This window comes from Campylobacter concisus (genome assembly GCF_003048985.1).
In the GTDB taxonomy this organism is placed as follows: domain Bacteria; phylum Campylobacterota; class Campylobacteria; order Campylobacterales; family Campylobacteraceae; genus Campylobacter_A; species Campylobacter_A concisus_AY.
The window spans coordinates 108,460-131,516 of sequence record NZ_PIRS01000006.1 but is presented as its reverse complement, the minus strand read 5'-3'; the positions used below and the strand labels follow the sequence as shown (position 1 = coordinate 131,516).

Genomic DNA, 23,057 nt, shown 5'->3' with positions numbered 1-23,057 from the left:
TATGATATAAATAAGGATCAGAAATTTCTCTACGCAAGAGAGCTTTTAAATTTCAAAGAAAAAAGAGGCATAGATGTCTTAGAGCTTATGCAAAAGATAGATAAGAAGCAAATTTTAAATAAGATGGTTTAAATTTAAAGGATCTAAGATGATAAACACACTTGGTAGCTACCACTTAAATTTAGAGCAGAACATAAAGGTATCAACCAAAGTTTCTACCAACCAAACCAGCTCAGAGGTTTTAGGCTACAAGGTAGATAAGGATGGCTACTTTACAGATGAGTTTAATAAACAAGCTGGCATCCCAAGTGATTATAAAATTCACTCAAGCACGCTGGAGTCGTTAGTAAATGTTGCAGAGGGGACATCGTTTTTTAGTCGCACCTTTAAAAGCATAGATATAGCAAAGACTGCTGGCAATGCCTACAAAATCCTCTCACAAGTAGTTGGCGAAGATACATTAAATTCAAAGGATAGCTTTAGCTTAGACGAGATAAGAAATTTCCCTCAAGGCTTTTCTTATAACCGCCAAAGTATGCAAGTAACTAAAATCCATAACTCCATTCATGAATTTGGCTCGGCTGCGGCTGATTTTAACGGCAAAGAGTCAAATAAGCAGATGATAAGCACGCTTTTTTTCAACCCAAGCTTTAATGGTGGAGATGGCAGGCAGCCACTAAAGCCAACAACAGATATCTTTAACAATAACAATGGCGGCAAAGAGAGTGTAGGCAGTGGTGTTTTTATCGATCCGCATGGAGAGAAATACACTAATAAAGATGGCTCTATAACTAGAGGCGGGCTTTTAGCAGCCGTCATAAATAGCAACCTTGACGTCAAAGAAGGTGAAACCACCGTTTTTGGAAAGAAGCAAGGCTTTGATAAGAGCGTAGATAGTAAAGAATTTAGTAGGGCATTTGAGCTATTTGAGCTTATGGGTGAGATGAAATTTGGAGCAAATTTCAACAAAGCAAGCGACTCTGATCTAGCTGGTATGCCTGAATACATGCAAGAGTATGTTAAGTATAAAAGAGACCTTGTCTATGTAGATCTAACGACTGGGTTTGTTGGTAAGTATTCAGATGAAGAAGACGAACTATCATTTAAAAAGATGATGGAGCATAATCTAAAAATGCTAAAGCTACTCTTTGGTGAGATAGATAAAGATGGCAAAAAGAGCAAAGACTTTATGGATAGCTTTTTAAAATTTAGCATGCCGCCTTTAAATTTAGTAAAAGAGCTAAACGAAAACCCAGCTGGAAAATATCTAGTAGATATGCTTGGTATAAAAAGAGATGTTGATGTTGATATAAAGGCGTAAGGGGGAGTTAAAATGATAACTAGCATAAACGGACCTAGCAACACACCGATACAAGATAACACTATCCAAAAAGAAAATGCAACAGAAAATATAACCAAAGAAGGTAAGCAAGACAAAAACGCTACCGAAGAAAAATTTGACTACTCAAAGAATCTTTTTAAACCCTGGAGCGAAACTATAAAAGAATTTATAGATATAGACAAAAGTAAAGAGGGCTGGATAGCAGATACTATAAATCGAATTGATAATATGCTATCTAATTACACCATTCAAGAAAGACGAGCTCTATCAGCAAAAAGAGAGCCAGAAAACATGGAAGAATTTAGAGTTCGCGAACTCCAAGATTACATGGACTGGTTGCTTACAAACTCTATAGACGGCAAACCAACGATAGTTGGTAAAATGGTTGGTCTTGGCACAGCAGAACAAGAGGCGGAACTAGAAGCTTTTGTAAAATCATTTTCTGAAGACACAATGATGAGTAATGATGGTGCTGCTTTGTTTGTTAGAGCTGATCTAAGTATAGAAGAGTTTAAAAAGCTTTATAGAGAAGATGTAGAAAAAACTACGAAAGAGCATAAAGAATTTCTAACTAAACTACACAAAGAAGAACAAGAATACAATGCAAATTTTGCCAAAGAGCAAAATGAGAAGAAATTTAAACCTATGCAGGTTAAGAAGAAGTATGAGACCTATGATATAAACAAGGATTCTATGCAAGAGAGCTTTTAAATTTCAAAGAAAAAAGAGGCATAGACGTCTTAGAGCTTATGCAAAAGATAGATAAGAAGCAAATTTTAAATAAGATGGTTTGATGAATAAAACAGAATGAGGATAATCCTCTATCTTGTCATAGGATGACTTAGTGGCGGCTTGCGCTAAATACAAAGATAAATTTAAACCTTTTTATCGACAACCTTTTTACCATTTTCTTCAAGTTTTTGCATGATACGAAGCACATCGATACCTCGTTCTCTCTCAAGTTCTTGAAGCTTAAGTAAATATGAGAATTTCTCATCCTTAGTAATGTCATAAGTTTCAGTGTTTTTGCTTTCAGCTTGGATGGGAGTAAATTTTTTCTCTTTGGTGTCGTCTTTTTCTTCTTCAACGCTCTCTATATCCTGAAGACCTTTTTCATTCATCTCTTTTAGTATATTGACAGCATTTTTGGCATCTTCGCCAGATAAAGTTATGTTAAACCGCTCTTTTAATGCATATTTAGCCCACTCCTCTTTAAACTCATCAACGCTCATATCGCTATCAAGCAGATCAACAGTCCTTGAGTTTTGCATAAATAGCAGTTGTCGATCGCCACTATATTCATTTAAAAATTCATTTACAGTGTATGGGATATCTCTTAAAATTTTTGGCTTATCACTGTCTGGTTTTGCTTGCTGACCTTGTATATACTCTACAAACAAACCCTTGCTTTCATTTATGAAATTTTTAAGATCTGATAGCTGCTCGCTTGTAAAATCAGGATCATAGCCTCTAAGCTTTCCTATGATAGTGACTTTTGCTTCATCGCCTTTTGTAAAGCCAGATAGTGGATATATGTGTCTATCGTAAGCCGCAGCTTGAGCTTTTCTATCAAGCCTTGCGTATTTAGGAAAGCTCATACCATATCCCATGTCGTTACTAAGTATCTCGTTAATATCGTTAAATTTAAACCCCATCTCACTAGCTATGTGTTCTCTAGACAGATAAGGATATGGTGAGCTAGAAATTTGCATTTTACTATCCTTAGTAAATTTTAAACTACTCAACGATTTTTCAAAATTTATTTGAGTGAAATTTTCTTAGTTGGTAAATCGTCTTTTAAATAATTTAGTTTATATATGGCTTATCTCGACACAAAAGTATTGCTGATAGCGCTTATCCTCCCACTCCAAGAATTTGCTAGAGAATTTATATCCTCGCTAGTTGGCTTAAATTTCTCATATTCGTTTGAGGTAACACTTTCTGCGCTAGTGTTCTTTGATCTTGCATACATTAAAAGAGTTAGCTCTTTAAGTCTTTCTTTTATGAGCGCTTTTATGCTCTCACTATCTTTACCCACTTTTTCAAAATCCACAAAGTACTCTTTATGCTCTCCAGTGCTTGAGATATCATTTAAGGCAGCGCTACTTAGCTTAGTCTTTGCACTATCACTTGGTAGCGGTCTAGAGCTGCGCAAAAATCCCATAAAAAGAGCCTCTTTACTGTAACCTTCATCTGCTTGATATACCGACATATCAGGGTTAAAGCTAAACTCATCACCTGCTTCGCTCATCGTAAAATCAACCTCTTTTACTATGAGCCTAACGCCTGCACTTGATAGTTCTTTACTTAGAGACTTAGCGCTATTTAGCTCATCGGTGCTAGAGTAGATGTTTGAGATAGTAGAGTTTGATAGATCTTTTAGCAAATGTCCTTTGGCATCGTAGCTAGTGCCTTTTGTGCTGTAGCCTTTTGGTAGTTTGCCTATATCTGCAAGGGTGTAGCTCTTTTTATCATCACCTAAGGCAGAGGTCATTTGGTCAAATAGTCTGTAGTAGTGCTTTATGGTGTCAGCCATATCAATATTATCAAAGATCTTTATCTGCTCGTCCTTGCTCTTGATGCGATTTAGCACATGGTTGCGCTCGGCAAATCTATTAAGTTCATCAAGCGTGCTTTTATGGATTTTAAAGTCCTGTGGCAAACCTGCTGCTTTGTTAAAATCAGCTCCCATAAAGCCAGCTTTATCTACTGTGTAGCCATAAGCTTGAAGGTCATTAAAATTTAAAGAGCTGAGACTATTTTGTGAAGAAGTAGTATAAGTAAATTTAGCTGGCTCTTGGAGTAATAGAATTAAGGAGAACACTTAATCACTATATTAGTGAAATATGTACTTCTTAATTCTTTTTTATTTAAGAAACTAAGAGAAAGGGGGTAAAAATGAGGAATTATGAAAAGATAACAGCACTCTATGAGAGATTAAGTCGTGATGATGAACTTCAAGGAGAAAGCAATTCTATTGTAAATCAAAAGAAAATCCTTGAAGAATATGCAGGTAAAAATAATTTAAGCAACATCATACATTTTACAGATGATGGAATAAGCGGAACACAGTTTGATAGACCGGGCTTTATGGCAATGATGAACGGAGTTAATCAAGGTAATATAATAGGTTGTATAATCGTAAAAGATATGAGTAGACTTGGCAGAGACTATCTTAAAGTCGGTCAATGTATGGAAATCTTAAGACAAAAGGGAGTTAGGCTCATTGCTATCAATGATAATGTAGATAGCTTTTATAGAGAAGATGATTTTACCCCTTTTAGAAATATTATGAATGAATGGTATACAAGAGATACTTCAAGAAAAATACAATCTACATTCAGGTCAAAGGGGGAAAGCGGAAAGCATACGGCAAGCTCTCCACCTTATGGATATATCAAAGATGAAAAAGACAAAGATAAGTGGATTGTAGATGAAAAAGCAGCGGAGATAGTAAGGAGAATATTCAATCTGACCATGCAAGGCAATGGTCCGTATCGAATAGCAAAGATATTGGAAAGTGAAAAAGTAGATATACCTGCTTACCATCAGCAAAAATTAGGATATGGACTACATCAAAGCAAAGTGTTTGAACATCCTTATCGTTGGTGCAGTTCTACAATTGTAAGTATCTTAAAGAAACAGGAATATTTAGGTCATACTGTAAACTTCAAAACAAGAAAGCATTTCAAGGATAAGAAAAGCAAATATGTATCTGAAGAAAACTGGCTGATATTTGAAAATACCCACGAGGCAATTATAGACCAAGAAACCTTTGATAATGTGCAAAGGATAAGAGGAAATGTAAAAAGGTATCCCGATGGTTGGGGAGAATATCACCCTTTAACTGGGCTTATGTATTATGCAGATTGTGGCAGTAAAATGTATGTTCATAGAACAAGTAATTACAAAAATATTCCCTACTACACTTGCAGTGCTTACACGAAAGTACCCTGTGGAACGCTTTGTCCATCTACTCACAGGATAAAAGCGGAAGCAGTCTTAAACCTTATACAGGAAACCTTAAAAGACATTAAAAAATATCTTGATGAAGATCACGAAGCCTTTATCCGTTCCATTTAAAATGAAATGGAAGAAAAGGAAAAAGTAGAGATAGAAAAGAAAAAAATAAGATTAATGGAAAGTAAAAACAGGCTTCAGGAACTTGAACGATTGATGTGCCGTATTTACGAAGATATGATACTTGAAAAAATACCAAGTAATAGATATGAGATACTTAACAGTCAATATGAAACAGAGCAAATAGCTTTAAGCAAAGAAATTAAAGACTTAGAGTTTGCAATATCAAGATATGAAAAAGAAACAGATAAGGCGAAAAAGTTTATATCTCTAATAAGCCGATATGAAAATTTTGATGAACTTACAACTACAATGATAAATGAGTTTGTAGAAAAGATTATTGTTCATGAAAGGAATAGAAAAGGTAGTCAAACATCAAAGCAAAAAAATAGAGATATATTTTAATTTTATCGGTAACTATGAGCCACCAAAAGAAGAATTGACTGAAGAAGAAGAAAGATTAAAAATTGAGGAAGAAAAGAGAAAAATCAAGGAAAGAAAAGATAGACTTCATCAAAACTACTTAAAGCGTAAAGTAAATGGAAAACAACAGGAATATGAGGAAAGGTATAAGGCAAGGAGAGAACAGAGAAAACAAGAAAAATTAAAGGTTCTGAAAAGGGCAGGTATACAAGTTAATAAGTTAGAAAAAAGAGATTGAAGTTAGTCAATCTCTTTTTTAGTACAGGTATCAAGTATATCAATTATGTTATTTGCAATTGCATGGATAACAGTAACGGCAACAGAATTACCAAACTGTTTGTAACTTTGAGTATCACTTACAGGAATGATATAGTTTTCGGGGAAGCCTTGAAGTCTTGCAGCTTCACGAGGTGTTAGTTTTCGTGGATTTTTTCCTTTTTGCTCAATAAGTATTTCACTCCCGTCTTTATAATATCTTGCAGATAATGTATTTGTATAAGGACTGTTTTCATTGAACAATGTGTAACCAAATCCATTTCCCTTTATTTTATGTTCTTTCTTTCGTCGTTGATGACCTTGCCAAAGTGCATTTGAAATGGTGTATTTAGTATCAACATTTTGCTCTAAAATATTTCCCACAGAAACATCTGGGCAGGGAGGAATTGGAAAAGAAAAATCTTTATAGTTATCTATTTTATCCTTATCAAATCCAACAATGTAAATACGCTCTCTATTTTGTGGAACACCGAAGTCTTTTGCTTTAAGTATAATAGAATGAACATCGTAGTTTAAATCCTTTAATGTTTTTTCTATTGTTTTATAGGTACGACCTTTATCGTGAGATTTTAGGTTTTTGACATTTTCAAGAAGAAATGCCTTAGGTCGTTTCTCTTTAATAATTCTTGCAATTTCAAAAAATAATGTTCCACGAGTATCTTCAAAACCAAGCTTTTTACCGGCTTGACTAAATGCTTGACAAGGAAAACCACCGACAATAATATCATGATTAGGAATATCTTTTTCAGATATTTTTGTAATATCTCCAAAAGGAGTTTCACCAAAATTTGCCTTATATGTTTTTACTGCAAATTTATCAATTTCACTACTGAATACGACATTTGTTTTACCTGTTTGGTAAAATCCAAGCCTTGTACCACCAATTCCGGCAAATAAATCAATGATTTTATAGGGGGCATTTTCATTATTAGGGAAAGGTACTTTTTCAGGAAATGATAAAATATGTTTCAGCTCAATGGACGATGGCTGACTTTCTCCATTTTCCCATCTGCGAATTGTCCTATCTCCGAATTTGGACATACCAACAGCATCAGCTAATTCTTTTTGAGTCATTTGTAATCTGATACGCTTATTTTTTATTAAAATAGCAGGGGAATTATCTATGATTTGTGGTATAATATTCATATATATTCTCCTTTTTATATATGTTATTTCAAGTTTATATTTATATATGTTATTTCAAGGACTAACTGTCCTCTATTTGACACTATTGTACCATATAGAAGAAAATTTTTCAAGAAAGGAAAAGAGTTATGGCAAATATTTCTCTTGATGAATATAAAAACTTAGTTAAAGAAAAAAGGAAAGAAGGCTTTAAACAGCCTTATGACTTAGTTTATGATAATTTTATTACATTAGGATACGACAAAGTCCCTAAAGAATTCTTTTTAAGTAATGCAAGTGAAGTTGTTGAAAAACTTAGAAATAGCTGTTGGAGTGAATTTCAGCCATTAGAAAAAGACTTTACTTCAAAAATGCTAAAAGAGTTAGTTGATGATGAGTATATCAAAACTCTTACACCAATAGAGGCAATTACTTGGTTTGTGGAAGAATTTCCGGAACATATATATGCTTTGACTTTGTCAAATACTCAAAGTAGGAGGAGTAGAGCAGGTAAAGAATTTGAAAGTATTATAGAACTCATTTTGATTGGTGCAGGGATTCCACTTGACAGTCAAGGTAATATAGGTAAACAAGAGTTTGTCAATAAAGGTCTTGGTAAATTGGTAGATTTAGTTTCTCCGGGTGTTTTAGAATACATTGTAAATAAGAGAAATACTGTCTTAATTAGTGCAAAAACCACATTAAGAGAAAGATGGCAAGAAGTACCTGAAGAAATGGGAAGAACAGGTGCAAGAGAAATGTTTTTAGCAACTCTTGATACTTCTATTAGCTCTGATGTATTGAACACTCTATATGAGGCTAATATACAAGTTACAACAACAAAAAATATAAAAGAAACATATTATTCCGATAATGAAAGGGTATTAACCTTTGAAAAGTTGGTTGAAATATGTTTAGACAATGTTTCTCATTGGAAAAATTTCAACTACACAGTAGAACAAAATGAGCAAATGATAGAGCTTATCACTAAGCAAATTGAAAAACACCAAAATCATAAATTTGTAGAAGAATATTATGATGAGCGATTAAAAAACATAAAGAAGTAGACAAATTAGAATTTGTCGGTATATCATTAAATCGCATTTTTTCGATTAAACTATGGAATACAAAGGAGCAAATAATCATGAGCGAACAGAGAATCTATTGCATGGACCTTGTAAAAAAAGAGGATCCGGAAAAGGCTGTCAGAACACCGTTTTATCAGACAGAATCTACAGGCGGATCGGTCTGGGTTATCAAACCCGGTCAGACATTGCAAAAGCACTATCACCACAATTCCGACGATATATGGATCGTCCTTCAGGGAGAGGGAATATTCTACCCCCAGCCTAATGAAGAGGTTCCATTCAAGAAAGGCCATGTCATAGTATCGAAGAAAGACTCCTGCCACGGAGCAAAAAATACTGGAGATGAGGATATCATCTTTGTAAGTATAGTAGCACCTGTCCCTTCCGACTATGATCCTATAAACGAGTGACAGGAGAATAAAATTCCCGTTTGACAAAGGATTGTGATTATACTTGAGAAAGAAAAATGTTTATATAACATTGGGATACATAGCTGTATATCTGGTGATATATTGGTGAGAGCAACTTGATTGGTTGGCTATTTACTAATATTCCAACTGGTGAGCATAGTTATTTATATGGTTGGTTGCTCAGTAGTAATCTGTTTTGGTATGCACTTGCGATTTCTGCGCTTCCTTCTCTTTGGGGTAAGTTTAAGTTTTCGGCTGTTACTACGGCGGGATTTATTGTAGGTATTGTAGCAGGCATAATCGTTGAGAAATACAAGAAGTAAGTCAAATTTCAGTTTGTCGAGCTGAATAATACAGATTCAAGACGATAGAAAGTAAAACATCTATCGTCTTTTCTTATGAAAAAAACTTGAAAGGAGATGAAATTTATGGACAATAAAAACAGAATTAGAAAAAGTAAAAGAAAAGATTGAAAGCAAGTAAGAAGAAAAAAAATATGAAAAGAAACTATCTCAGCTTAAAAATCAGGAAAAGAAAATCAGAAAGCAAACGAGCCTTGAAGAAAGAAAAAAGCGAAACCATAGATTGATAGAGCGAGGAGCAATCTTAGAAAGTTTAATTGAGGGAGCAAGCGAGAAAAGTAATGAAGAAATAAAGGCTATTTTGCAAAGAGCATTTCAAAAAGACTAAGAAACGCAAGGACATAGTATAATTGTAATTCCCTTAGATTTTCTAAGGGCGCAATTATACACCCTTTAGGTGTCCTTGCGACCTGCGGTGCTTTTACCCTTGCGGGGAGCAAAGAAAAAAGCCGAAGCATTTTTCCGTATTAAAGGCAAAAGACAACTGAATATAATTCATTCGCTTTTTTATCATCAAGGGTAAAGCGCATTCACTATCGCTCACCCTTGACAATAAAAATTTGAAACAGATAGCTTACATTAAGCCGACATACTGAAACAACAAAAGTTAAAAGTATAGTCGGCTTTTTCTATTGTACCGTTTCAAAACGCTCATTCAGTTTATAGAAAAGCAAAAGTATTTTTAAGACCGACATCTAAAACAACAAAAGAAAAATAAGAAGATGACAAATGCCACATTCCCAAAATGGGAGTGTACCTAAATCAAAGACAGTACTAATCAAAGGGGGTAGTGAAACACGACTTCCTTAAAAGATAAAAGGAGTAACGATTTGTTGCTACATTTTCATAACAAAAGATAGGAGAGAAAAATGGCAGATAAAAGGATGTTTTCAATAAAGATAGTGGATAGCGACTTATTTTTGGATATGCCATTAAGTAGCCAATGCCTGTATTTTCATCTATCTATGAGGGCAAATGATGATGACTTAAAAATTCTAATTACAAAAGGTTTTGTAATTGTCTTTTAAAGAGGGGTTATAGTCATTACCTATTGGAAGATAAATAACTACATCAGAAATGACAGACGAAAAGAAACGATGTATCTTGAAGAAAAGCAAAGTATAACGCAAACGGAAAATGGAGCATATATCAAGGTTGAAAATCTTGGTATACCAAATGACAACCAAGTGTCAACCGTTTGTCCGCATAGTATAGTTAAGGGTAGATTAGATAAGAGGAGAATAGAACAGGTTGCCCCAGTGTCCCTTTATGGAGAGTATCAAAATATTCATTTAACCGATGAAAAATACCAAAATCTAAAAGATAGGCTGAAAGGTCATACAGATACAATGACTGAAAAGCTATTAAGATATATCAAAAGTAAAGGCACAGACTACAAAGACCACTATGTAACAATCCTTAATTGGTATGAATTGGTATGAACAGGATAAAGAAAAGCTATCACAGAAAAATAATCAAAATAAAAGCCATAGAACCTATTCAACCAACTATGAAGACAGCGACAGCCTATAAAAGGTGTTTTTAAGGGTTTAATCATAAAAGAGGTGTCAGACTATGGTTAAGATAAAAATAAGCCTTAAAACGCATTATAGAGCCTGATGTAGAAAAGGAGACTAAAATTATGAATGATAAAGAAAATATGATTACTACAAAAATTCAAGGGACAGATTTTATCTACAACAAAGATACTCACTATGAAGAAGACGGACATATCTATTGCAAGATTTGTAATGAAAGAATAGACGGTAAGGTAATTCCGATGTTGGATAAGCCTATGATTATCAGAACGGCTTGTAAATGTGATAGAGATAGAGCTGAACAAGAAAAAACTGTTAAAACAAGATAGGTTGAGACAAAGCTGCTTTATATCCAAAAATCAAATAGCCTACACCTTTAAAAATGCCGATGAAGATACAGATAAGGAAATCATCAAAAAAGCAAAGAACTATGTAAAACATTTTGAAGAAATGAGAAAAGATAATGTTGGACTGTTACTTTACGGAAATGTAGGAAGTAGCAAGACCTATGTAGCTTGTGCTATTGCCAACGCTATAATTACAGAATATAGCCATACAGTAAAAATGAGGAACTTTGCACAGATATTAAACGACTTACAAAAAGGTGGCTTTAATCTTGATAGAAACGAATATATCGAATAGATAACAAGCCCTACCCTACTAATTCTTGATGATTTTGGAATAGAGAGAAATACAGAATATGCCTTAGAGCAAATTTACAATGTAATCAATGCAAGATACCTAAAGGCAAGACCAACCATTATAACTACTAACCTTAATTTCAAAGATATAGAAAAAGAACAGGAAGATATAATGCTTGGCAGGATTTATTCAAGGATAATCGAGATGTGTTTACCTCTTAGGATAACGGGACTTGATAGAAGAAAAATACAGAGCAAAGAAAAGCTGAAGAAAGCACAAAACTTAATAGATGAATGAGAGCGATTGGAAAAGTAAAAAAATTCTAATCGCTTTTTAATTGCAAGAAAAGGAATGATGATATGCAAAAAAATAATACAGAAACAAAAACAATAAAGAAGATTGGAAAAACTACCTATGAAGTTGTTGTACATTTTAATAAAAATACTACTGAAACAATGCAAGACAAATTGAAACGCATAATGCTTAGAGAAATTGAGAGTGAAAAACATCAAAAAAATGATAAAAATGATTAGAAAGTCCTTGACAAGTTGTTACAGGTTTGGCTCGCTAATCTTTTCTTTGGTCTTTTGGTTAAAAATATCACTAAAATTTGCAGACCTGCCTTGTTTGTGCTGTTGCTTAGTGTATGAATTTATATTGGTGCTTAAGATGCTAATATCATTCGTGGTTTGCCTCCTAGCTTCTTGCTTTTTAAGTTTTAATTAAAGTAACCATAAAATAATTGACTATCCAAATTTATCAGTCAAAATAAACAAGTGACAAATATGCCAATCACAAAAATTACAAAAATTTACTTTTACTAAGTCATTCTTTGGTGGGACTGATTTAATTCCAGTATGCGCCAAAATTCAATTCAGATATTAGGGCGAGCATACTCTATGTAGCTACAAAATGTTACCATTTGTTGCTCCATAGAGGCTCGCAAGGAGAGCTTGCCGCTCCCTTGACCCACGCTTAAAAAATATTTTCTTTATTAAAGTGGCCATGCAAGATAGGCTTTTTTAATAAAAGCTTAAGTTTATTAAAGGTAGCCATAAGAACAAAAATAATTAGACTAAATTATTTTTGTAGTCTGCAAAATATATTTTAGTAGATTTTTAAAATGACAACGTAACGAATAATGTTTTGGAAGTAATAAATAAGATGATTATGCAATAAACTTAGTAGAGTCTCTACGTTTAAAACATATCTAAGCTTTGAGTCTTTTCCTTACATACATCACCCACGTGGTGATGTATGTTGGCTTTTTGGGTGTATTCACGCTCCTCTATAAATTCTCTACATATTCTTGTAGCCTCTTGTGCTCTATCTGTAAGCTCTCGTATTCTTTTCTCAAATTTTGGAATTTTTCTTCTGAATTTTTTAATTTTTCTTCCAAGCAAGATATTGAACTCTCGTACATATCTCTTTGTTGCTGCAAAGATTCCGTTAAGGCGTCGTTGCAATCTTTGTTCAAGCTCTTGACTTTCTTTGTTAGCGCTGTCACATTTGTCCGTAATATCACAAGCTCCTTCTCGCAGTCTTGTTGCAAATTCATTATTTCTAATTCGTGTCTGTTCCTTTCGTCTTCGATCATCTTGGTCAAGCGCTCGTTCTCTTCTAGCAATGCTTTCTCTAATGCTGTCATCCTCTACTCCATTTTCATTAATATAAATTTCCTGCTCTCGTTCTCTGTTATCTCTTTGTCTTTTGGAATCGATATGTAATACTCTCTCTGGGTCTTGTCCGCAGTAGGTTGGCTGTATCTCCATTGTTTTGGTATCGTCCAAGCTACTTCTTCCTTCAATATCATTGCGTGCACTACCCAACCAATTACTATTCCCAAAATTAGTGTGGTAGCCACTGATAGCGAGATTATCACCGATCTGTCCTTGTGATGCAAGGATATTGTTTTTTGAAGTTCTTTCGACATATCTTTCTTGATTAAATCTATCTCTTTTAGCAATAAGCTCCTCAAGTTTTCGCCTATTTTCTCTACACTCTGCTTGTGTATTTCTATCATGGAATTCTCTAATTCTTCTGCTTGAGCTTTGGCTGAGTTCTCCAAGTCTTTGAGCACTGGTGAAGTCTGCATCGTATATTCCTCCTTTTAGACGATTTTTTGTTTTTTTAGTAGGCAGTATGATCGTTATGCCTTTTTTGTTGATCCTGGTTATTTCGATACCATTTTGTTTAAGAAGTTCAATCATGTGGTCTCTATTTTTAATATAGCCTTGCTTAACCAGATCGTGCAGCTTTTGGTCGAGCTCTTCCAAATTTTTATAATGATTGATGTTTTTCTTGCTAGACAATATAGTTTGCTCTTTTGCTGGATCATCTGGACTTGATAGTCCATACTCATCGTTAATGATCTTTTTAATTAGATCTATTCTAGTTTGATCATATTTAGCAAAATAAGGATTAAATGACCTGTCTGTTTCAAGATCTATCTTAGGGATAAGGAAATTTAACTCAAGCCGTCCATCCTTATCAGAATGCTCTACCCATAATACATTTGTACGTTCAAGCATATATTCACCCAAAAGAGCACGTTCAAAATCCTTAATGATTTTTAGTTTTTGCTCTTCGGTTAAAAAGTCATACTTCTCTTCAAATGATAAAACACCAAAACAGGTCTTTTGCTTATAGGTAATGCCTTTTATAATAGCTCTAGTTAAATTTTCATCACCTTTTATAACTCTTGCTGTTCCAGCAGCCTTTCTCTCATTTAAAAGATAATTTATGCTCCCAAGGCCACCACCAGTATAAGTACGAAGAAATTTAACTAGCATCACTAGTGCCTTCATTTGTATTGATACAAGGCGAATCAAGATACATATTTTTTACCCAATGTTTCATAAATTTTATGTAAGATCTTATTATCGTCTGCTATGATCTCAATACCAACTCTATCTAGGCTTTGCCCACTATTTAATTTGGCAGCTATTTGGTTTATGTTTTGTCCTTGTCTAGATAGCTCAATTAGAAGTTCCCTTATAATTGGTGCATAAATCTGCTTAGACAACATAGCTCTTAGGGCAAATTTTGAGAAAGTTAGGCCACTTTCTTGTAATTTATCATTAATCACCAACCATTCTGCATTACTTAGCCTAAGTCTTTTAGTTATGACTTTGGTTATCTTGCGCTTTTTTGTCTTTTCAGAACTCACGTAAATTTACTCCTAATCTAAGAAGAAGCTACTCAAAAATCCTATGTCATAAAATTTTTGGCAGACTTGCTCTTTAAATATCTTTAAGGTTATTTTATAAAATTTCACAGCCTAAAACAAGGAATTCGGTAGGCTTAAGGCCGCTAAAATACGTATTTTTTAAAAATACTATGAAATATATAATATAATTTTTGTAGCTTTTAAATTTTCTCTTAGAAATTTAGTCTAGTATGAAGTTAAGAAAATAAAATAATAAAAATGTAGGGGGTTATACTCATCATGAAAGAGCACTTTAGATAGGACAAGCTAGTAACATGAAATTAGCTGCTAACAGATCAAAGATAACTAAAGTCTAGCTTTATGCTTAGTTAAATTTATCCTTTAGCATCTCATATACTTCGTCGTTCTCTCTTTTGCCAACAACTAGCACCAATACTACTATCTCACTATCTTTTACTTGATATGCCAAGCGGTAGCCAACATCTCTTAGCTTGATCTTATAGACATCTTCATAGCCTCGTAGCTTGTCCTTGGCTACCTTTGGGTTTTCTAGACGCTCACTTAGCTTCTTTTTAAACTGCACTTTTATGCTATTGTCAAGCTTTTGCCACTCTTTTAAGGCACTTGGCAAAAATTCTAACTCATAGCTCATCTAAGCTTACTTTTACTGGTTTTTCACCACTTGCTAGAGCAGCATCTACTGCTTTACTTAGATGATACTCTTCTATTATCTCTGCCATTTTTTCATAGACAGCACTAGGCACTAGATATGCGCTAGGGACATTGTGGTTTAGTATAGCTACGACATTATCTCCAGCTTGTTTTAAAATTTGAGCTGGAGACTTTTTTAGTTCGCTTATGCTAGCTGTGAAATTTGCTTGTATAGTTTGCATTTTTATCCTTTATTTAATACTTAAAATAATACTAAATAAGATATAATAATAGTCTTAAAGCTCATGCTTTGAAATTTGCCCCTACTCATTTTCATACGATACCATCTCTACTTTAACCTTTAGCGTGTTAGCGTTAATAGGCTTGGCATAAGTGTTTAGCAAAATTTTATACTGCTTTTCATGTCCTACTATCTGAGCTATAAGATTTGCTTCTACCTCGCGCTGCACTAGATAGTCTATAAAGTAGTGCCTAAAAGAGTAAAAGGTCTTTTTAGAGTCTTTATCTATAAACTTTCTTTGGATCTGGCTTCTAAAAATTTCAGAGAAGTCCTTATTGCTTACCTTAAATATATTTCCGCTTTTCTTACTATTAACATATTCTAGCAGACCTAGATCTATGAGCTTACTATGAATAGGCACAAATCTAATGCTATTTTTAGTCTTGGTAGTTTTACCATCATTTGTGTTTATGTTAAAGCAGTAAATTCCATCTTTTAAGACTATATCTTCTTTATGAAGTTGTGTGATCTCTTTTATCCTCATGCCACTATAAGCAGCTATCATTGTGACGTAGTAGAGCTCACTAGCCTCTATCCTTGAACTTGGTGATTTACCACTTTGTTTGATACTAGTTACTATCTCAAAGATCTTCTTAGCTTCTGATACATCGTATGGAAGCACTGCCCTTTCGCTAGGGTCTATGTCTATCTTGACATTCATTTTTGCAGTTATGCTTTTACCTATATAGCCACTATCAAAGCAGTAGTTAAAAAACTGAATAACTCTTATCATATATTTTTGGATAGTAGGCTCAGAGAGTTTATCGTCCTTTTCTCCTAGCTTAAGTATCTGAGATAAACTTTTATCTTTATACCTACTCTTTTGAGCTAGCTTAGTTGGAATTTTATAAAGAAGATCTCTAAATTCAAGCAAGTTATCTCTCGTGATCCTATAAACTGGCGTATCTTCGTTAAAGTATAAAAATAAGAGCTTTTTTACGCCAGTAACTAATCTTTGCGTATCTGGCGACCACTTGTCAGCTCTTTTAGTGTTTGTCTCAAATATCTCGAATGCATCCTTTAAGCTCTTTTGATCTTCTAAATTTAAAGCTGAGAATTGATTGCTAGAGCCAGATGTCGCTTGCAGTACTTGCCTGATCTCATACTCTTTGGTTATTTTGGCACTAGGATTAAAAATACTAAAGCTACTATCGTCATCTAATTTTATCTTGATATTTTTTGGTGGATTTGGATCCAATATAATATCTTCCATGCTTCTATGGCTATTCTTTGTCCTTACTAGCTTTAAATTTGATATCGAACCATACTTTTGATCTAATATGGCATAAACCGTTTCGCTAATCCTCTGAGCCATAGCCTTAAGCTGCCCATCAGTAATGGGCAAACAACCACTATCTTCAAGCTCTTTTACATTTTCTTGAAATGAAGCTATGTCCTTAGCGTCAAACGAACTAGGTTTGGCATGTTTGGCTAAGTTATCACTAGAATCATCTTCAAGGAAACAGTGCTCATGCTTGTCATCAAAGAGCACACTGCTCTTCTCAAGCTTTGATACAAGATAGTTAAGTGTTAGTATGTTTTTCTCTAGAAGAGTTTGCCCTATGTTTTCTTTATCCTTGCTACCAAGAGCGCCAGCAGTGTTAGTGATATTGCTTATATCCTTAATTAAAATTTGAGGCAGATCACCATCTATCAAACGTTGTTTAAAGTAGTCATTGAGCGCATTTAGAAATTCTACATCCATCTTCTTATTAAGAAGAGAGTGCTCTTTGATGCTCTTACTAAGCTTTACTTTCATAAACGAATTTACAAAAGATTGGATTATGCTATCACTAAGATTCATGTGAACCGCCCTTTTTATCAGGTAAAGATTATTATCTAGAATTTTAGCCCTTTTTCTGGCTTTTTCCAAGAGATTAGTGGATGTGGAGAAGCAAATTTCTCGCTTTTCGTTAAAAAATTTTCTAATGCTTGGAGCAAGTGTGGCTCGGTAGTAATATATACCGTTTCGCTCCCTTAAGTGTTGTCCCATATTTAATAGTCAACCGGTCAAAAATGGAACAGTTTTATGTAACGACTAAGTAAAAAATCGTCTAAAGTGCGTATTTCAGGCTTTTAGGAGCTCATATAAAAAACCCTCATAAGCCGGAGGTCGGGAGTTCAAGTCTCCCCCGTGACACCATAAATACCTAAACTACGATGTTTCTACAATATTATATTGCAGTCACCTTTTATAAAATATAGCTTAAAGTTTGTAGCAAATTTAAAATTTATGTAGCAGAAATTTAAGCTGACTGTAATTTTAGCATGTTTTTTCATAATTTTTTAAAATTTATAAAGACACCAAAAATCATGCGAGTTTGTACAGAAATTATAAGAAATCAACCGATTATTTCAAGGTGGCGTTTGATTTTCTTTCACTGAACATAGACCACTAAGCCACCACTACTGTTTTAGTTGTATTTATATCGTCATTATATTTGCTATCAAGCCCACAAGCAAATTTTATATCCACCGTCTTTGCCTTGCTTGGTGTGACATAGATAAGGTTACTCTCATCGCTTATATCATCTACAAATTGAAAAAATCCTATACCGCTTTTTGGAAGCGTTGTATTTTTGTATATAGCCTCTATATATTTAGGCGTTATAAAGATAAAATTCTTATCCATGAGCGAGTATTTGAAGTTAAATGATGAGATGCTAAATTTATCCTCTCTAAAGCGAGAGCTTAGATGCTCTTTTAGCTTCTTATCTTTTACATCGCAGCCCTCATCTAAATTTAGCTCCATCTGCTTAAATCCCTCTTGGTTTTTATGCTCCACATCATTTAGCTTATATATGCAAACAGCAAGGTTGTCTGCTTGATTAAGAGCTGATTTTACATGAAGTCTTATGTGAGCACTATTTAAATTTGGATTTACCACCGCAGCATTATTGTTTTTGGATGTTGGGCTACCTATGCTATGAGCTAGCTTTATCCTATTTTCTTTTTTGATACATCTTAGCGGTGAGCTGGTGTTGCTTAGGCACGCTGGCACTAGATCTTGCATAACAGCATAGTGGTTATTTATACTTTTTAGACTAAGGGCAGCTCTTGGCACGTATGCTACCTTTGTGCAAGGATTATGTGCTGAGCAGCCAACTATCGGCGAGTTGATAAAGTCGATATCAAGTATCACGCCCTGATCATCCGATCTTATGCTTCTGCCTGCTCTACTTTTTAAGATCACATGGCCGCCATGTGGGCAAACTACCACATCATCTTCTATTATTGGATTAGCAAATGCAGTACCGCTAGCACTTGCCACGCTACTTTTCTTTTCTAAGCTTAGCCTCTCATTTGCCTTTTCAAGCGACTCTTTGGTCTCTTTGTTTGTTGGCTTTAGATCTATATTTAGGCTTTTATTTAGTAAAGAGTAGTTTAGTATGCTAGCCTGTGAGTTTTTATAGGTAACACTTAGTCTTCCCTTGTCCTTTTCCTCATCTCTTGGCTGGTGAGCAAAGCTTAAGCTAGAATTTGACTCCTCCCCGTCCTCTTCATTTTTAAAGTATAGTGGATAGTCTGATTGCTCGGCGGCGGTGCTTAGTGGCTTGTCTATTATATACACTTGTGTTTTTAGCTTTGTAAAGTCTATGTCTAGATCAGAGCTAACTTGATTTATGTCAAATATGCTCTTATCTTTTAAAAATATATCTACCTTGCCGTCACTGATATGCATTAGCTCGTTTGGCTCAAGTCTTATCACATTTAAGTACCCTTTTGCCACATCATTTTTGGCGTCTTTTGCCTAGTTTTGGCAGATAAAAGGCCGTCTTTTATCTCGAAAGGCTCGTTTTTATTTACCATGGAGATGATAGCGCGATCAACTATAAAGGCTCTAAATTCCTCGATGAGATCAAAGGCTAGAGTGGGCTTTTGCTCGTCAAGTGCGTTCAGATATGAGACGTGAGGCGAAAGACCAACAGTAGCAATGGACTTTAGTATCTTTGAGTAAAGGATGGCGTAGCCGTAGTTTAGGGCTGAGTTTACAATGTCAGTTGCACCTTGCGTGATACGACCAGTAAAGCTAAATTTATAGTCAATCGCCTTTGCTATGGCCTGCCAGTATGCGTTTGCGCTACTACCTTCGAAGCCTAGAAGCTCGCTTACGCTTTGGGCGTTTGGGACGTGGGAGGTTAGTATCTCTTGCATGGAGCTGATGTGGGAGCTTAGGCTTTTGTGGTATTTGTCTAGGTATTTTAGGTAGTTGATCTGGTTTTTGAGCTTGCCGGTGATGAACTGCTGGGCGATACGCAGAGACTTTTTGGTTTTTAGCAGTGTTATCTGCGAGGCGGCGGTTTTTGAGATGGCTGAGTTTGCTGTAAAGAGCGTGGCATAGCTTAAATTTGTCTTTTCATCGATGAAATTTATAGAAATTTTGCGTTTAGCGCACTCTTTTATGACGGCGGAGCTTAGGGAAATTTGAGCGTTTATGATGATCTGGGTTATTTGACTGATCGGGAATTTGTGCTTGATAGTGCCTTTGTCTTTTAGGACAAATTTGCCCTGTGAGAGCGCTAGAAAATAAAATGGCGTCGTGATGTGAATGACAGAGCTTTGTGAGAAGGACTTCGTGTACTCGCGCTTTTTGGCTTCTAGGGCGTTTTGGACGGACTTTACGGCTGGGCGTTTAGCGTTTTTGTAGTAGGCTATGATCTTTGCTTTTTTGGCAGACTGGCTTAGCTCAAATGGGAAATTTAAATTTGAGAGAGCGTCTGCTAGAGTGTGCTTGTCTATGGTTTTTAAAAATTTGCGAGTTAAATTTGTCAAAACTTCATCAAAATGCAGGCAAAATCTATCTTTTTGTGCGGGCGAAAAGAGCTTAAGAGAGATGGTCTTTAGGTGTGAGATATAGGCGTTTATGTTCTCTACGCTTTGGGTGATCTCTGGCTTTTTGGACGAAGCTGTGAGTTTTGCTAAGATGCGTGCAAATTTATCCTCGCCTATGCTTAGCTCGTGAGCTTTGAAATTTACGCCAAGAAAGGTAAATTCGCTATCTTTGTCGTGTAAAGATGTTTTGGCTTCGTTTAGGGATAAATTTATGGTCGCTAGAAAGTCTTTTAGTCTGGCAAGCCCTTGCTCGCAGGCTTCACGTGAGCTAAAAAATAGAACAAAATCATCTGCGTATCTTACAAACTCTATAGTGCTATGCTCGAGAAATTTATCCATTTGATCAAGGTAGATGTTTGAAAGAAGTGGGCTTAAGACGTCGCCTTGGTGGACGCCTTTTGTGTGAGAAGTATAGTCAAAATGCTCGAAAATGCCATTTTTGATCCAAAGCTCGATGAGCCTAATAATGCGAGCGTCTTTGATATTTGAGCGCAGAATTTCAAGCAGTTTTGTGTGGTTTATGTTTTCAAAAAAGTCTTTTATATCGGTTTTTAAGACGAAGTCGTGCGTCAAGCAAAAATCTCTGGCTCGATAAATGGCGTTTGAGTATGATTTGCCACTTCGGTAGGCATAAGAGCGGTTTGAAAAGCCCTTGTCAAAATAGCCTGAAAGCTCGCTAATAAGGATGTTTTGCGCAAATTTGTCTTTTAAAGATGGGATGGCTAGTTTGCGAAGCTCGTCTTTGTTCTCTTTGGGTATAAAGGCTCGTTTTAAGGGCTGGGGCGAGTATGAGAGCGTGAAAATCTCGTCTTTAAGCTCGGCGAAAAATGCCTCTGAGCAGAGATCATCTATGCTAAGTCCGTCAAGCCCTAAGGCTGTGTGCTTGAGCCTTTTTAATGCGTACTCAAATGAGCTTTTTGTAAAAATATCCTCTAATTTTAGATCAAACATAAGCTATCCTTTTTAGCATTTTAGTGCTTGGTGCAAAAGCTAGCCAGTGCCGCTTATGAAAGGCTAGATCTGCGTCACATCTATCTTGCCTAGTCCAAAAACGGTGCTTTTGCCAACGCCTGTGATAGTGGCTAGCTGTAAAAGCCCTGCTGAGCGCTCATCAAGGCCATAAACTCGCATCTTGCCTATAACGCCACCAAAGTGCATCTTGGTGTGCTGGCGGTTTGAGTAGCGCTCAAGGTCGTAAAAGCCAAGCTCTTGCTCGAAATGGTCAAATTTAACTTCAAATTTATCCACCTGCGTGCCTAAAATGCTCTCAAATCGCATGGCGATCTGGCGGATAAATAGTCTAAAATCGATCTCGCTTTTAACAAGGGCATTTTTTTGTTTTATGCGAAGTGGGGTTTGAAGGTGGATCTCATAGTCGCCTGCGGTGAAATTTGGTGTGAAATTTAGAGTTTCTGGTTCGGAGTTTAGTAAAAATTTAGTTTCAACCATCTTGCCATTTAGCGCAAAGGGACTTAAATTTAGCTGCGTGGTAGCGCCAGATGCTCAAATCCTTGGCGATGAGCTTGATGATATCAAGGCTCGTGGATAACTTTTTAAGCAACGCACTAAAATTTGCCTCAAGTAAAATTGATCTAAATTTAAGCGTCTCAAAAACGCACGCACTTTTATCTGTCAAAGACGATGGAGTTGGTATCTCGCAAAAAGATAGCGAGCTAATCTGGAATAAATTTTATCAAGCAGATAGTTCAAGAAATAAAAATGCAAACACAGGCAGTGGGCTAGGGCTGGCTATCGCAGCAAATATCGCTAAAATCCACGACGCAAAGCTTGGCGTAAAGAGCGAAGCTGGAGCTGGGAGCGAATTTTGGGCAGAATTTGAGCTTGTAAATTTAAAGGAAGCGTAAAATTTTTGTCTTAATGTTTAAATTTCTTAATAAAAGTGTAATTTAATATCGATAAGTTCGGGATTTTAAAAGAAATGGTGGTTAGAGGCAGAATCGAACTACCTAGTATTTCTTAAGACTTATTTTGGTTTATAAATCCCTAAAATACGTTACTTTAAATTTTATATAAGTTTATTAAAATTGCTAATAATGCCTAAATAGATGGCACCCGATATGGCACCCATTGTGAGTACTAGAGATTTGATGAAAATGCCCTTATAAAATTTTTAAACATGCAATAGGGAACTATCACTTTAAAAAAGTTATCACATATGATAATATAGGCAACATGAAAGAGCAATTATGGAAAATCACATTTTATGATAAGAGTGTTGAAGGCTAGGCATTGTCTTTGCCAGATACTATTTTGGCTAATTTACTTAGAGTACTTGAAATGGCAAAAGAGATAGGACCCAATTTGGGCAGACCTCATAGCGCACCTCTTGGCGATGGGTTATTCGAGTTTAGAGCAAAAGGTAAAGAAGGTATTGCAAGAAGTGTCTTTGTAAATGTCATAAATAGAGAAATAGTGATTTTACATACGCTCATTAAAAAATCAGACGCTATCCCTAAAAAAGATATGAGGATCATCATACAAAGAGCAAAGGAGATAAAATGAGACCAACATTTGAAGATTTTAAAGCAAAAGCACTAGAAAAAGATGAAGTAAAAAAAGAATACGATAGACTTGAAGTTGAATTTGATTTAAAGTTAAAGCTTATAAAGATCAGAAAAGCTGCAAATCTAACTCAAGAGGAGATAGCTAGTAGAATGAATACTAGTAAAAGCAACATCTCAAGACTAGAGAGCCTAAACTCTAAAATTTCACCAACAATCTCTACTTTAAATGCCTATGCTAATGCTGCTGGATATAGGCTGGATGTAAATTTTGTGCAATAGTATTGGACGATTT

At 35.2% G+C, this 23,057-nt stretch carries 19 protein-coding genes and 5 pseudogenes; 13 read left to right on the top strand and 11 right to left on the bottom strand.

Features of this window, described 5'->3' with window-relative positions; translation table 11 throughout:
* The 3 genes and pseudogenes from CVS91_RS05650 to CVS91_RS05640 form a co-directional block, all read left to right on the top strand.
* Positions 1 to 132 (top strand): annotated as a pseudogene (locus CVS91_RS05650) (cell surface protein); the annotation flags it as partial.
* Between the two features lie 16 nt (positions 133 to 148).
* Positions 149 to 1,321 carry a Cj0814 family flagellar-dependent secreted protein gene (locus tag CVS91_RS05645; RefSeq protein ID WP_107830888.1) on the top strand — a complete coding sequence of 391 codons (1,173 nt, stop codon included), beginning with the start codon at positions 149 to 151 and terminating at the stop codon, positions 1,319 to 1,321.
* Positions 1,322 to 1,333: 12 nt separating this feature from the next.
* Positions 1,334 to 2,136, top strand: a pseudogene (locus tag CVS91_RS05640) (cell surface protein).
* A gap of 81 nt (positions 2,137 to 2,217) precedes the next feature.
* On the opposite strand, the gene CVS91_RS05635 reads toward CVS91_RS05640, so the two are convergent.
* Entirely contained in the window at positions 2,218 to 3,054 is an 837-nt protein-coding gene (locus CVS91_RS05635) for a polyribonucleotide nucleotidyltransferase (RefSeq protein ID WP_087584840.1), read from the bottom strand.
* Between the two features lie 110 nt (positions 3,055 to 3,164).
* Positions 3,165 to 4,166 carry a Cj0814 family flagellar-dependent secreted protein gene (locus CVS91_RS05630; RefSeq protein ID WP_234409677.1) on the bottom strand — a complete coding sequence of 334 codons (1,002 nt, stop codon included), beginning with the start codon at positions 4,164 to 4,166 and terminating at the stop codon, positions 3,165 to 3,167.
* Positions 4,167 to 4,240: 74 nt separating this feature from the next.
* Here CVS91_RS05630 and CVS91_RS05620 point away from each other — a divergent pair.
* Positions 4,241 to 6,083 (top strand): annotated as a pseudogene (locus CVS91_RS05620) (DUF4368 domain-containing protein).
* A 2-nt stretch (positions 6,084 to 6,085) separates the two neighbouring features.
* Here the strand turns inward: CVS91_RS05620 and dcm are convergent.
* Positions 6,086 to 7,267 (bottom strand): DNA (cytosine-5-)-methyltransferase, encoded by a 1,182-nt coding sequence (gene dcm / locus CVS91_RS05615; RefSeq protein WP_009495138.1) that lies wholly within the window; start codon positions 7,265 to 7,267, stop codon positions 6,086 to 6,088.
* A gap of 128 nt (positions 7,268 to 7,395) precedes the next feature.
* On the opposite strand from dcm, the gene CVS91_RS05610 reads away from it, so the two are divergent.
* The 6 genes and pseudogenes from CVS91_RS05610 to CVS91_RS05580 all read left to right on the top strand — a co-directional run bounded on the left by CVS91_RS05610 (position 7,396) and on the right by CVS91_RS05580 (position 11,819).
* Complete coding sequence (locus CVS91_RS05610; protein ID WP_009495139.1) at positions 7,396 to 8,313, top strand: type II restriction endonuclease; 918 nt, start codon at positions 7,396 to 7,398, stop codon at positions 8,311 to 8,313.
* A 77-nt stretch (positions 8,314 to 8,390) separates the two neighbouring features.
* On the top strand, positions 8,391 to 8,744 hold the full coding sequence (locus CVS91_RS05605; RefSeq protein ID WP_009295467.1) for a cupin domain-containing protein: 354 nt from the start codon (positions 8,391 to 8,393) through the stop codon (positions 8,742 to 8,744).
* Positions 8,745 to 9,245: 501 nt separating this feature from the next.
* Positions 9,246 to 9,434 (top strand): annotated as a pseudogene (locus CVS91_RS10495) (DUF3847 domain-containing protein); the annotation flags it as partial.
* Positions 9,435 to 10,203: 769 nt separating this feature from the next.
* Entirely contained in the window at positions 10,204 to 10,548 is a 345-nt protein-coding gene (locus CVS91_RS10315) for a hypothetical protein (protein WP_009295465.1), read from the top strand.
* A 218-nt stretch (positions 10,549 to 10,766) separates the two neighbouring features.
* Positions 10,767 to 11,583 (top strand): annotated as a pseudogene (locus CVS91_RS10690) (ATP-binding protein).
* Positions 11,584 to 11,645: 62 nt separating this feature from the next.
* The gene (locus CVS91_RS05580; RefSeq protein WP_009295461.1) at positions 11,646 to 11,819 is read left to right on the top strand and encodes a transposon-encoded TnpW family protein; all 174 of its coding nucleotides are present in this window, start codon (positions 11,646 to 11,648) and stop codon (positions 11,817 to 11,819) included.
* A gap of 666 nt (positions 11,820 to 12,485) precedes the next feature.
* Here the strand turns inward: CVS91_RS05580 and CVS91_RS05575 are convergent.
* The 8 genes from CVS91_RS05575 to cas6 form a co-directional block, all read right to left on the bottom strand.
* The gene (locus CVS91_RS05575) at positions 12,486 to 14,078 is read right to left on the bottom strand and encodes a relaxase/mobilization nuclease domain-containing protein (protein WP_107830884.1); all 1,593 of its coding nucleotides are present in this window, start codon (positions 14,076 to 14,078) and stop codon (positions 12,486 to 12,488) included.
* Positions 14,079 to 14,113: 35 nt separating this feature from the next.
* Positions 14,114 to 14,455, bottom strand: a complete 342-nt coding sequence (locus CVS91_RS05570; protein WP_103611912.1) for a plasmid mobilization protein — start codon at positions 14,453 to 14,455, stop codon at positions 14,114 to 14,116.
* A gap of 364 nt (positions 14,456 to 14,819) precedes the next feature.
* Positions 14,820 to 15,107: a type II toxin-antitoxin system RelE family toxin gene (locus tag CVS91_RS05565; protein ID WP_107830882.1), complete on the bottom strand. Its 288-nt coding sequence runs from the start codon at positions 15,105 to 15,107 to the stop codon at positions 14,820 to 14,822.
* The gene (locus tag CVS91_RS05560; protein ID WP_009295321.1) at positions 15,097 to 15,348 is read right to left on the bottom strand and encodes a type II toxin-antitoxin system Phd/YefM family antitoxin; all 252 of its coding nucleotides are present in this window, start codon (positions 15,346 to 15,348) and stop codon (positions 15,097 to 15,099) included. Before CVS91_RS05560 ends, CVS91_RS05565 begins: the two co-directional genes overlap by 11 nt.
* Positions 15,349 to 15,429: 81 nt before the next feature.
* Entirely contained in the window at positions 15,430 to 17,211 is a 1,782-nt protein-coding gene (locus tag CVS91_RS05555) for a site-specific integrase (RefSeq protein ID WP_103611913.1), read from the bottom strand.
* 591 nt (positions 17,212 to 17,802) lie between these two features.
* Entirely contained in the window at positions 17,803 to 19,116 is a 1,314-nt protein-coding gene (locus CVS91_RS05550; RefSeq protein ID WP_107830880.1) for a hypothetical protein, read from the bottom strand.
* A 2-nt stretch (positions 19,117 to 19,118) separates the two neighbouring features.
* The gene (gene cas1 / locus CVS91_RS05545) at positions 19,119 to 21,191 is read right to left on the bottom strand and encodes a CRISPR-associated endonuclease Cas1 (RefSeq protein WP_107830878.1); all 2,073 of its coding nucleotides are present in this window, start codon (positions 21,189 to 21,191) and stop codon (positions 19,119 to 19,121) included.
* A gap of 63 nt (positions 21,192 to 21,254) precedes the next feature.
* Complete coding sequence (gene cas6, locus CVS91_RS05540) at positions 21,255 to 21,689, bottom strand: CRISPR system precrRNA processing endoribonuclease RAMP protein Cas6 (protein WP_107830876.1); 435 nt, start codon at positions 21,687 to 21,689, stop codon at positions 21,255 to 21,257.
* 50 nt (positions 21,690 to 21,739) lie between these two features.
* Between cas6 and CVS91_RS05535 the strand changes: the two genes are divergently transcribed.
* From CVS91_RS05535 to CVS91_RS05525, 3 genes are all read left to right on the top strand, one after another.
* Positions 21,740 to 22,105, top strand: coding sequence for a sensor histidine kinase (locus tag CVS91_RS05535; protein WP_234409676.1), 366 nt, complete (start codon positions 21,740 to 21,742; stop codon positions 22,103 to 22,105).
* 385 nt (positions 22,106 to 22,490) lie between these two features.
* On the top strand, positions 22,491 to 22,763 hold the full coding sequence (locus CVS91_RS05530; RefSeq protein WP_234409675.1) for a type II toxin-antitoxin system RelE/ParE family toxin: 273 nt from the start codon (positions 22,491 to 22,493) through the stop codon (positions 22,761 to 22,763).
* A complete protein-coding gene (locus CVS91_RS05525) occupies positions 22,760 to 23,044 on the top strand; it encodes a helix-turn-helix domain-containing protein (RefSeq protein WP_103641932.1) in 285 nt (94 codons plus the stop codon). The genes CVS91_RS05530 and CVS91_RS05525 overlap by 4 nt, the downstream gene beginning before the upstream one ends.
* The last annotated feature ends 13 nt before the right edge of the window (positions 23,045 to 23,057 follow it).

What these genes read in the sequence shown, in the direction of transcription:
- CVS91_RS10315 (WP_009295465.1), top strand. Translation starts at nt 10,204, where the DNA reads ATGTATCTTGAAGAAAAGCAAAGTATAACGCAAACGGAAAATGGAGCA.
- cas6 (WP_107830876.1), bottom strand. Translation starts at nt 21,689, where the DNA reads ATGGTTGAAACTAAATTTTTACTAAACTCCGAACCAGAAACTCTAAAT.
- CVS91_RS05645 (WP_107830888.1), top strand. Translation starts at nt 149, where the DNA reads ATGATAAACACACTTGGTAGCTACCACTTAAATTTAGAGCAGAACATA.
- CVS91_RS05635 (WP_087584840.1), bottom strand. Translation starts at nt 3,054, where the DNA reads ATGCAAATTTCTAGCTCACCATATCCTTATCTGTCTAGAGAACACATA.
- cas1 (WP_107830878.1), bottom strand. Translation starts at nt 21,191, where the DNA reads ATGTTTGATCTAAAATTAGAGGATATTTTTACAAAAAGCTCATTTGAG.
- CVS91_RS05555 (WP_103611913.1), bottom strand. Translation starts at nt 17,211, where the DNA reads ATGAATCTTAGTGATAGCATAATCCAATCTTTTGTAAATTCGTTTATG.
- CVS91_RS05535 (WP_234409676.1), top strand. Translation starts at nt 21,740, where the DNA reads ATGCTCAAATCCTTGGCGATGAGCTTGATGATATCAAGGCTCGTGGAT.
- CVS91_RS05605 (WP_009295467.1), top strand. Translation starts at nt 8,391, where the DNA reads ATGAGCGAACAGAGAATCTATTGCATGGACCTTGTAAAAAAAGAGGAT.
- dcm (WP_009495138.1), bottom strand. Translation starts at nt 7,267, where the DNA reads ATGAATATTATACCACAAATCATAGATAATTCCCCTGCTATTTTAATA.
- CVS91_RS05560 (WP_009295321.1), bottom strand. Translation starts at nt 15,348, where the DNA reads ATGCAAACTATACAAGCAAATTTCACAGCTAGCATAAGCGAACTAAAA.
- CVS91_RS05565 (WP_107830882.1), bottom strand. Translation starts at nt 15,107, where the DNA reads ATGAGCTATGAGTTAGAATTTTTGCCAAGTGCCTTAAAAGAGTGGCAA.
- CVS91_RS05575 (WP_107830884.1), bottom strand. Translation starts at nt 14,078, where the DNA reads ATGCTAGTTAAATTTCTTCGTACTTATACTGGTGGTGGCCTTGGGAGC.
- CVS91_RS05610 (WP_009495139.1), top strand. Translation starts at nt 7,396, where the DNA reads ATGGCAAATATTTCTCTTGATGAATATAAAAACTTAGTTAAAGAAAAA.
- CVS91_RS05525 (WP_103641932.1), top strand. Translation starts at nt 22,760, where the DNA reads ATGAGACCAACATTTGAAGATTTTAAAGCAAAAGCACTAGAAAAAGAT.
- CVS91_RS05580 (WP_009295461.1), top strand. Translation starts at nt 11,646, where the DNA reads ATGCAAAAAAATAATACAGAAACAAAAACAATAAAGAAGATTGGAAAA.